The 8,346-nt window shown below is 46.5% G+C and carries 8 protein-coding genes; all 8 read right to left on the bottom strand.

Annotated elements, in window-relative coordinates; translation table 11 throughout:
- Positions 1–128: 128 nt before the first annotated feature.
- Positions 129–1,565 (bottom strand): Glu/Leu/Phe/Val dehydrogenase, encoded by a 1,437-nt coding sequence (locus tag Q3W13_RS24455; protein ID WP_302868548.1) that lies wholly within the window; start codon positions 1,563–1,565, stop codon positions 129–131.
- Positions 1,566–1,712: 147 nt separating this feature from the next.
- A complete protein-coding gene (locus Q3W13_RS24450) occupies positions 1,713–1,922 on the bottom strand; it encodes a CcmD family protein (protein WP_302868546.1) in 210 nt (69 codons plus the stop codon).
- Positions 1,923–1,926: 4 nt separating this feature from the next.
- Positions 1,927–2,643, bottom strand: coding sequence for a cytochrome c biogenesis protein CcsA (ccsA, locus tag Q3W13_RS24445; protein ID WP_302868544.1), 717 nt, complete (start codon positions 2,641–2,643; stop codon positions 1,927–1,929).
- A gap of 144 nt (positions 2,644–2,787) precedes the next feature.
- On the bottom strand, positions 2,788–3,978 hold the full coding sequence (locus tag Q3W13_RS24440) for a carboxypeptidase-like regulatory domain-containing protein (RefSeq protein ID WP_302868542.1): 1,191 nt from the start codon (positions 3,976–3,978) through the stop codon (positions 2,788–2,790).
- Positions 3,979–4,207: 229 nt separating this feature from the next.
- Entirely contained in the window at positions 4,208–5,581 is a 1,374-nt protein-coding gene (locus Q3W13_RS24435) for a di-heme oxidoredictase family protein (protein ID WP_302868539.1), read from the bottom strand.
- A gap of 4 nt (positions 5,582–5,585) precedes the next feature.
- The gene (locus Q3W13_RS24430) at positions 5,586–6,662 is read right to left on the bottom strand and encodes an imelysin family protein (RefSeq protein ID WP_302868537.1); all 1,077 of its coding nucleotides are present in this window, start codon (positions 6,660–6,662) and stop codon (positions 5,586–5,588) included.
- A 3-nt stretch (positions 6,663–6,665) separates the two neighbouring features.
- Positions 6,666–7,091, bottom strand: coding sequence for a ubiquinol-cytochrome c reductase iron-sulfur subunit (locus Q3W13_RS24425; RefSeq protein ID WP_302868535.1), 426 nt, complete (start codon positions 7,089–7,091; stop codon positions 6,666–6,668).
- A 4-nt stretch (positions 7,092–7,095) separates the two neighbouring features.
- Positions 7,096–8,319 carry a hypothetical protein gene (locus Q3W13_RS24420; RefSeq protein WP_302868533.1) on the bottom strand — a complete coding sequence of 408 codons (1,224 nt, stop codon included), beginning with the start codon at positions 8,317–8,319 and terminating at the stop codon, positions 7,096–7,098.
- Positions 8,320–8,346 lie beyond the last annotated feature (27 nt).

Below are 8,346 nucleotides of genomic sequence, written 5' to 3'. Positions count from 1 at the left end.
TAATGGTTCCCCTTAACGGGCCCATAGCGGACTTGCACCGCCAAGTAAATGCGCCCTGCCGGGCGCACCAAAAAAAACCGGACTAAAATTAGCCCGGCTTTCCAGATATATAATTGGTCAGTCAGTTCTCATGGCCAAACACCCAGGTTCTGGTACGATACGGCTATTTTATTAATAGCGCCTACAAAGGCTGCTGTACGCAGGGTATCAATTTTGGGGGTTGCTTTATAAGTTTCTCTTATCTCGTGGTATGAGCGGATCATGGTATCCTCCAACCCGCTGTTCACCAGCTCAAGTTCTGATGCGCCTTTAATGATAGTTGCGCGCTGCATCGGCGTTAAGGCCACACCGGTTATGCCTTCAACCATGTTAACCAGGTTAAGGTTGGTGTTTTCTTCAAACCTGCGGTTCATACGGCCGAATGCCACATGCGAAAGGTTTTTCAACCACTCAAAGTACGATACGGTTACACCGCCGGCGTTGGCATACATATCAGGGATAATCAAGCCGCCTTTTTCGTAAAACACAGTTTCTGCTTCGGGTGAGGTAGGGCCGTTAGCGCCCTCTGCAATAATTTTTGCTTTTATGTTTTTAACGTTCGCACTGGTTATCTGGTTCTCCAATGCGGCAGGTACCAAAATATCGCAATCCTGCTCCAGGCCTTCCATCGAATTTTTGAACTCCTTTTTTGCACCGGCATAGCCTAATATCGAGCCGGTTGCTTTGCGGTGCTGAAATACGGCGTCAACATCAAGGCCGTCTTCATTATAAATTGCGCCTTCAAACTCGCAAAGGCCAACTATTACAGCACCGAACTCAGCCAGGAATTTTGCGGAGTGGTAACCTACATTACCCAAACCCTGCACAATTACTCTCTTGCCGGATAAGCCGGTTGTGAGGCCTATCTTTTCCATATCCTCAGCAACTCCAACGCATTCGCGAATGGCGATAGCCACTCCCCTGCCGGTAGCTTCCCTGCGGCCTGCGATACCGTGCAATGCAATCGGCTTACCGGTAACGGCGCCCATGGCGTCCAGTTGTCCGGGGTTCATAGTTGCATACGTATCGGCAATCCAGCTCATCTCGCGCTCGCCGGAACCGTAGTCAGGAGCAGGGACGTCAATGCTGGGACCTATAAAGTTCTTTCTTATCAACTCAACCGTATAACGGCGGGTAATATTCTCCAGCTCCTGTACCGTATAGTTTTTAGGGTTTATTTTTATACCGCCTTTAGCGCCGCCAAAAGGTACGTTTACAATGGCGCACTTGTAAGTCATCAGTGCGGCAAGCGCCATTACCTCGTCCTCGTTAACCATTTCGCTGTAACGGATACCGCCCTTGGTTGGCGACTGGTGCTGCGAGTGTTCAACGCGCCATGCGTCTATTACTTCAAAGCCATTGCCCCTGCGGATGGGAAAGCGGAAACGGTAGACACTGTTGCAAGATTTTATCTGGTCCAGCAAACCAGCATCGTGTTTGGTAAATTGAGCAGCGTAATCAAAGTTCTTACATACGTCGCCGAAAAAGTGGGTATCCTGATCGGCAGCCGGATTGGTAGTAGCCATAAATAAGTTGATAATTATTAAATCGTTAAAAAAGTGCCCAAATTTGGTACTTTTTTTATCAATATCGCAAATTTTTTATTTCTCAATTTTACTATGCATGCATAATATTACATTCAGATGCATTTTCACGGCCGGGATGCGGGTAAATTATTTATCCTTCTCTATTTTCCTCAGCCGCCTGTCAATCGAAAACAGGTAAATAGCCAGCCCCACAAAAATTATCACCACTACGGCAACCACGACATATATCTTACCCGAACTACGGAATGTATCAGCCATTTCGGGCCTGTCGGCTGCCTGCGCAAAAACAGCAGCGCAATTTAAAGTCAATAAAATAAAAGCCAGTAACCTTTTCATTAATTTATAGTGAATTGTTTTTGTGTTCAATCAAACGTATGCGGTAGCGTATAGTAGCTATCCAAACTGCCAGGAAACTCCAGCCAAGCATGGCAGGGTAAAACACTGCCCTCATTCGGCCATCCAGGTCGTATTTTCCGAACGCCGGGTTGCCGCCGCTGCCGGGATGCAGCGAATCTGTCATGCGCGGCAAAACAAATATCAGCACGATCATTATCGGGAAGGCGAAGATGTTGTAAATGGCTGATATTTTGGCGCGCTTCTGCTCCTCGTCTATGGAGTTGCGCAACACAAGGTAAGCGCAATAAAGTAAAAAAGCTATAGCCGCACTGTTTTGCTTTGGGTCGCCGCTCCAGTAGGCGCCCCAGGTATATTTAGCCCACATCATGCCGGTTATTAATCCCAGCGTATAAAACAGCAGGCCCGTGTTTACACATTCTACCGCCGCAAGGTCATCCTTTTCCTGCCCGCTGCCAAGGTATTTAATACTGTAGAAAACCGACATCACAAAAACCGACAACATGGCCATCCACATAGGCACGTGGAAATACAGGTTGCGGATCGTCTCATTGAGGATAAACTTGTCCGGAACCCCCATCAAAAAGCCGGCTATAAGTGTGTAAATAATAAAAATAACGGCAAGTACTTTCCACCACATTTTAGTCATTTGCCGCTGCAAAAACCTGTAAAATGCGGAAGCTATGGATAGAATAGTATTCATAAGGATTTAACGCGTAAAGGTAGATAAATTAGTCCGAAAGTCGGGAAAGTCAGAAAAGTCCGGAAGTAAAAAAATTATAAACAAGATGCGGCGTGTCTGAAGCGTCTTTCGGACTTCCGCACTTTGCTGACTTTCCTCACTGTCCTACTTCACATCCGGAACATAATCTACCGGTAACAGGTCAGATAGCCGCGATTTAGCCCAGGCGCCTTCCAGCAGCGGCGGCTGAGAAATTATAATACCGTTCATATCAAATAACGAGTACCCGGGATCAAACATCGTCACCACACTTACTTCATAGTTCGGCATATCCAGTGGCCGGTACAGATCTTTATTGTACACCTCGTCGCGTTTTTTGGTGTAAACCACATAAAGGTAATTAAGCGGTTTAAACGCAAAAATCCCTGATTTATCGGTTGTCTGGTACACCTCGTACGGCATAACGGGTATCTTGCTCAAAGATTCTTTATAATATTTAGATAATGTCGCCAGGCTATTCCAGTAATCGAGGGAATCTTTCATCCGCCGTTCATAAAACATTTTCGCCTTTTGTCTTATCACATCTTCGGGAGGCCTGTTCGGGTTAAGCTGCCGGGTTAAGTGATACATCACAAAGCCGTCCTCCGTTAGCTTATTGGTGTACAATGACCGGAAAAAATGCATCGCCGATCCGTAATAAGCTTCTTCGCGTTTTTGGTGCCATTTCTTTTTTTGGGCAGCAGAGCCAGGCAGTTCCTCAAAAAGACGCTCGCCGCCATAGGCTATCACGTTTGCCAGATGGTCGCTTTGAAAATCTTTCAGCAAAAACTTTACCCGATAACCCAGGGCTTTGTTGTCGACCACCAAAAACTCATCCGAATTGGCTTCAAGCGTTTGTTTGGTACGGTTAAAGGCAAGATTAAGCACATGCGGGTTGGTGACCACACAGTTTTTGGCGTTCTCGTCCGTACCTATAAAATCCTTCCTGAAGGCCTCATAGTTCTTTTTCCAGTCGGCAGCGGATGATATAACCACTTCCTTCAGCATCAACGGTTTCGGTTTTAATGCAATATCCAGTTTTAACGGCTCCCTGCCAACCAGGATGGTTGATGCATAGTCCTCGTAGCCCAATAAGGTAACTGTAAGTGTATATTGACCCGGTCTTACACCATTCAGCACATATTTGCCGCTTTCAGTTGTCGACGTACCGAAAGATGAATTGCTTAAAAAAACGCTGGCCCCCGGGATAGCGTTTTTTGTTTCAGCGTTGGTAACATTGCCCGTTATAAAACCACCCTGGGCCATTACCGCCGCAGGCAACAATAAAAAAAACAAGATGACCCAGCGAAAACGCACTATTAAAAAATATTTTTTGAAGATGCTAAAAAACGCCGAAATTATGAATGCAGAATGAAAAAAGTGGCTTTGGTGCCAAGTAAAGTCCGGAAAATCCGAAAAGGCGGTAAAGAAGCTTAGATGGACTAATTCTATTTAGCGGGTGTATTTGTTTCACAGATCCATTGTTGCACTGGACAACCATCGGTAAGCCTTCCCGGGTTTAAAAACTTCGGAAGGCTGCCATCATTTATAGTGACTTTAAAAATTTCAGTATTGCATCCCTGTCGGCTTTCGGCAGGTTAGAGAAATACGCGGTTGATTGTGCTGCTTCTCCCCCATGCCACATAATGGCCTCGGTAAGCGTGCGCGCGCGACCGTCGTGTAAATAATATCCGGGGTTGTTCACCATTTCAAAGAGGCCCACGCCCCATAATGCCGCCGTCCGCCAATCGCGCCCACCGGCCAAATAGTCCGGCCGGTTGTCGGCAAGGCCAGGCCCCATGTCATGCACCAGCATATCAGTATATGGATGAATCACCTGGTTAGACATAGCAGGTAGAGCCAGGTTTACACCTGTTGTTAGCGTTTGTTTATGGCAATTAACACATTTTGCAAGTACAAATAGCTGTAATCCGCGTTTTACTGTTGCATCCGTCGTGTTTCTGCGTGCCGGTACCGCAAGCGTTTGCGCGTAAAATTTCACGGCATTTAACAAGCTGTCAGGCAACTCGGGGTCATCTTTTAACTTATCATATTGCGGTTGTCCAAAGCTGTTTTCTACGGGCATTATGCTGGTGGTAATACCCATGTCCTGGTTAAATGCTCCGGCCACCTGTGTCAATACTGAGGCAGTGTTCGCCTTCCAGCCAAAGCGCCCCAATTTTTTGCTATTGGTGGGGGCATCCCAAACATAGTTTGCCCTTCCCATTATGCCATCTCCATTCGCATCGTTAGGATCCTGCAAGGCGATAATTTCACTTTCCGGAACAGCCTCCAATAAGCCAAGCCCAAACATCGGCGGCGCCAAACGCGGCGATAACATATAGCTGCCGGATATTGGCGTATAAAGATTGCTTAAAGTATAGGTTGGCGTACGCAGCTCGTATGTTTCTCCATTAGCGAAAGAATAAGTTTTATAGCTGTAATTGATATTTACCTTACACTCCGGCTGTTTGCCAAAGACCGCCTTATCCTGCAATTGAACCCCATAACCTGGCACCGGCATGGGGCCGCCGTGCTCATCTTCCCCCGGCAAGCTGATACGCATCAGTAACGACGACTGCAATTCACCTGCCGTAGGCAAACCAATGCCATCGTTGTGATGGCAGTTGGTACACGATGTATTATTGAATATTGTACCTAAACCGCTGTGAATTGGCGCAGGCGCTGTAACAAATGTCTGGCCGAAGACGGCATCACCCAGTTCATGCACGTAAATATCGTACCCAGTTAAGCCCGGGAACATGTTACCGAAAGCCGTAGAAGTGGCACTAAACACGGTTTGGCCCCCCCCAGACAGGCGATCATCGTACTGGTTTTCAGGCAGTACCGTAGATTTCTGGCACTTTACTAATACAATTACCGCTAAAACCACTGCGCCAATTACTTTTAACTGTCTCAATTTTTTAGTCTTTTATATTGGTCTCAACAAAGGTGGTAAGGTCCTCTTCAAGCGTCGCCTTTAAAGTGCGGATAGCGGTTTGTATCTGCGTTACTTTATCTTTGTTATCGTAGATAGCTTTTTCGTAAGTGGTGCCATTCAACAGCGAGAATACTGATACCGCAGCCGCCATTTGCGATTGCAGCTTAGCATCCAGTGAGGCATTCTTCGACTTGACGAGCTCACTTAAGCTATGACCGCTTGTACCGTTGTAAGTGCTTAAGTAAGCGTTCGAGATACCTTTGATGTTATTGGTAAAGTCGGCAACAGAATTGTGGGAGAACTGCGATTCATCCAGCGTCGAATCCTGTGCGGCAAATGGCTCCTGCATCTTTGAGTCAGCAACCTCGCCGCAGATATCGGCCATCGAACCCACCAGGGTTTTAAAGAAATCCTTTCGGGTAGCAAACCTTGCGCTGCCTTTTCCGGCACTGGTTACCTGCAGCGTAAAATTGCCTGATTGCGAAGGGTCCCAGCTGTTAACCAGTTGTTTGGTCGTATTGTAAAGGCTTTGTGTTAACGATGCCAGGTAAGTTTTCTCCCGTTCGGTTATCTGTGATGCTTTTTTAGTACCTCCTACACCAAAAATAACATATTCTATAGCGTGAAAACCTTTTAAAGTAGTCTCAAGCGCATCGATATCTGATACACCCAGCGGATTGCTGCTCGCCAATACACCGTCAAGGTCAACCTTGTTAACCGGCCAGGAGTCCATAGTCGGGTCGTAGTTAAAGTCCTCAACGGGGCCGAAAAGAAATCCTTCGCATGACTCCCATGCTGCGCGTGTATTTTTCCAGGCATCCTGGGTTGCTTTCAAATTATCATCTGTCGGTGTTGCAATCAGTGTAGCGGCCGCATCCTTCATAATACCTGCTTTGGTTTCAATATCCAGGTAGTTTGGATTGGCCAGGTTAGCAGGGAAATCGGTCAATATCTGGCCCTCAAGCGTTGCACCCGCGTTCGGGGTAACTTTAGTGCCTTTTGAACAGCCCGCAGCAACAAGGGCCACAATGCCAAAAAGAGTAATGAGTTTAGCTTTCATAGATTAACTTAATTGTATGATGATCTGGTTGGATTCTATCTGTGTGGGGTATTTCTTAAGCGGGCGTTGGGCGGGGCCATTGGTTACGTGTCCTTCATTATCGAACGAGCTGCCATGCAACGTGCACTTAAAACCATTGCCGGCAGGCGTAAGCTGGTTATCCGCATGTGTGCAGCGCAATAGCAAGGCAGTGTAAGTACCGTCCTTTTCCTTTTTAAGGCCTATGTTGTAATACATGCCCTTAGGTTGGATCAGTTGAAAATCCGTAGCTGTAAATAGTGTTTCCGGTACCGAAATTTTGTTATCAGCCACCTGGGTTTTGTAAGCCGGCAATACTGAGCCGCACGATGCCAGCGACCCCATAAGCATCCCTGCACCTGCTGCCACACATAGGGAACATGATTGCTTTACGAATTTTCTTCTGTCCATATTTTTAAAATGAAAATGCCATACCAACGTTAACCAGATTATTATTTTGCTGGTAAGGCAATGCTACAGGATTTGGGTTAATTATCAGTTCCGGGTTTTGCGCACCGGTATGTATCAGCCTTATATCGGCCTTTAAAGCAACGTTGCGCATAGGCAGGTAGGTAAAACCTGCCACCACATGATTTTGGTTCAGCGTACCGTCAATAATACCGTTGGATGGAATGCTTGCGTTAATGTCAAATTTTTCATCGCGCACAAAAACAATAAATTGCTTCTCATTGGCTTTGCCGTTTCTGTATAAAAGGTCGTAAGCCAATTCAAGGTATGCTCCGTATGCTGTTTTTGCGGTATTGTTGGCGTAAGCACGGTTAATAGCTGCTGCATCCGGAATAGAAACAATTGTTCCCAAAGCACGCATGGAGAAACCGCCGCGCGAGTATTGAATGTCTCCTTCGCCTATCGCAGCTGGCGTACCAAAAATGCCTGAGCTTAAACCCAGACTATCCGCTTTGCGCCTGCTGACGTTGGCTGTTCCGCCATAATAGCCGGAAACCTGTGCTTTAAAATCGCCTACATAATATTGCAGCGAAGCTGTTACCGCAAGACTGTTACTGCTGGCATTCCGCCCTTCAAACCTGCCATCCCGGATGCCGGTTCCATGCGTAAACATGCCCGAGCTTAATCCATTCACCAGGCCTACAGAGTAGTTTAACGGAGCACCGTTAATATTGCCATACAGGCCCACGCCTATCTCGCGCCAAGTTGAAGGCAGAATAAAGGTTTCTACATAATTGCGCTCGTTGCCATTAAAGGTATTGGGCAAATGATTTTCGTTAAGTATGCCAATACGCGGTAAAAACAAACCGGCAACTATATACTGATTAGGGTTTAAATTAAATTTCAGGTAAGCCTGCTCTATGGCTATTTCGCCTCCGCTTTCGCCGCCGGTAACTTTGGCGTCCTCAACTTCCAGCTCAGTAAAAACGGAAATCTTATCATTGAACTTATGCCCGGTAAACAACACGAACCGCTCAAGATTCAGTTTCGAAGTGCCCTGAAAATTATTGCGCTGGTAAAATGCATTGCCGTATCCTCCGATGGTGGTGGCGCTTTTGGAAAGGCCATTATTTAAAGAGTCTTCGGAAGTTACAAGGGGCGCTTTTTGGGCGAATAGTGCGCCGGTAATAAAAAGGAAAGCTGCGGATAAAGTAAAAATTTTTGTTTGCATATATGCCGGTTAAAACGGCAGCAAAGT

The sequence above is a fragment of the Mucilaginibacter sp. L3T2-6 genome, from assembly GCF_030519355.1.
GTDB lineage: Bacteria > Bacteroidota > Bacteroidia > Sphingobacteriales > Sphingobacteriaceae > Mucilaginibacter.
The sequence above is the reverse complement of the archived record's forward strand: the minus strand, read 5'-3'. Positions and strand labels throughout refer to the sequence as shown.

Coding starts and splice junctions, on each gene's coding strand:
- Q3W13_RS24455 (WP_302868548.1), bottom strand. CDS start 1,565: ATGGCTACTACCAATCCGGCTGCCGATCAGGATACCCACTTTTTCGGC.
- Q3W13_RS24450 (WP_302868546.1), bottom strand. CDS start 1,922: ATGAAAAGGTTACTGGCTTTTATTTTATTGACTTTAAATTGCGCTGCT.
- ccsA (WP_302868544.1), bottom strand. CDS start 2,643: ATGAATACTATTCTATCCATAGCTTCCGCATTTTACAGGTTTTTGCAG.
- Q3W13_RS24430 (WP_302868537.1), bottom strand. CDS start 6,662: ATGAAAGCTAAACTCATTACTCTTTTTGGCATTGTGGCCCTTGTTGCT.
- Q3W13_RS24425 (WP_302868535.1), bottom strand. CDS start 7,091: ATGGACAGAAGAAAATTCGTAAAGCAATCATGTTCCCTATGTGTGGCA.
- Q3W13_RS24420 (WP_302868533.1), bottom strand. CDS start 8,319: ATGCAAACAAAAATTTTTACTTTATCCGCAGCTTTCCTTTTTATTACC.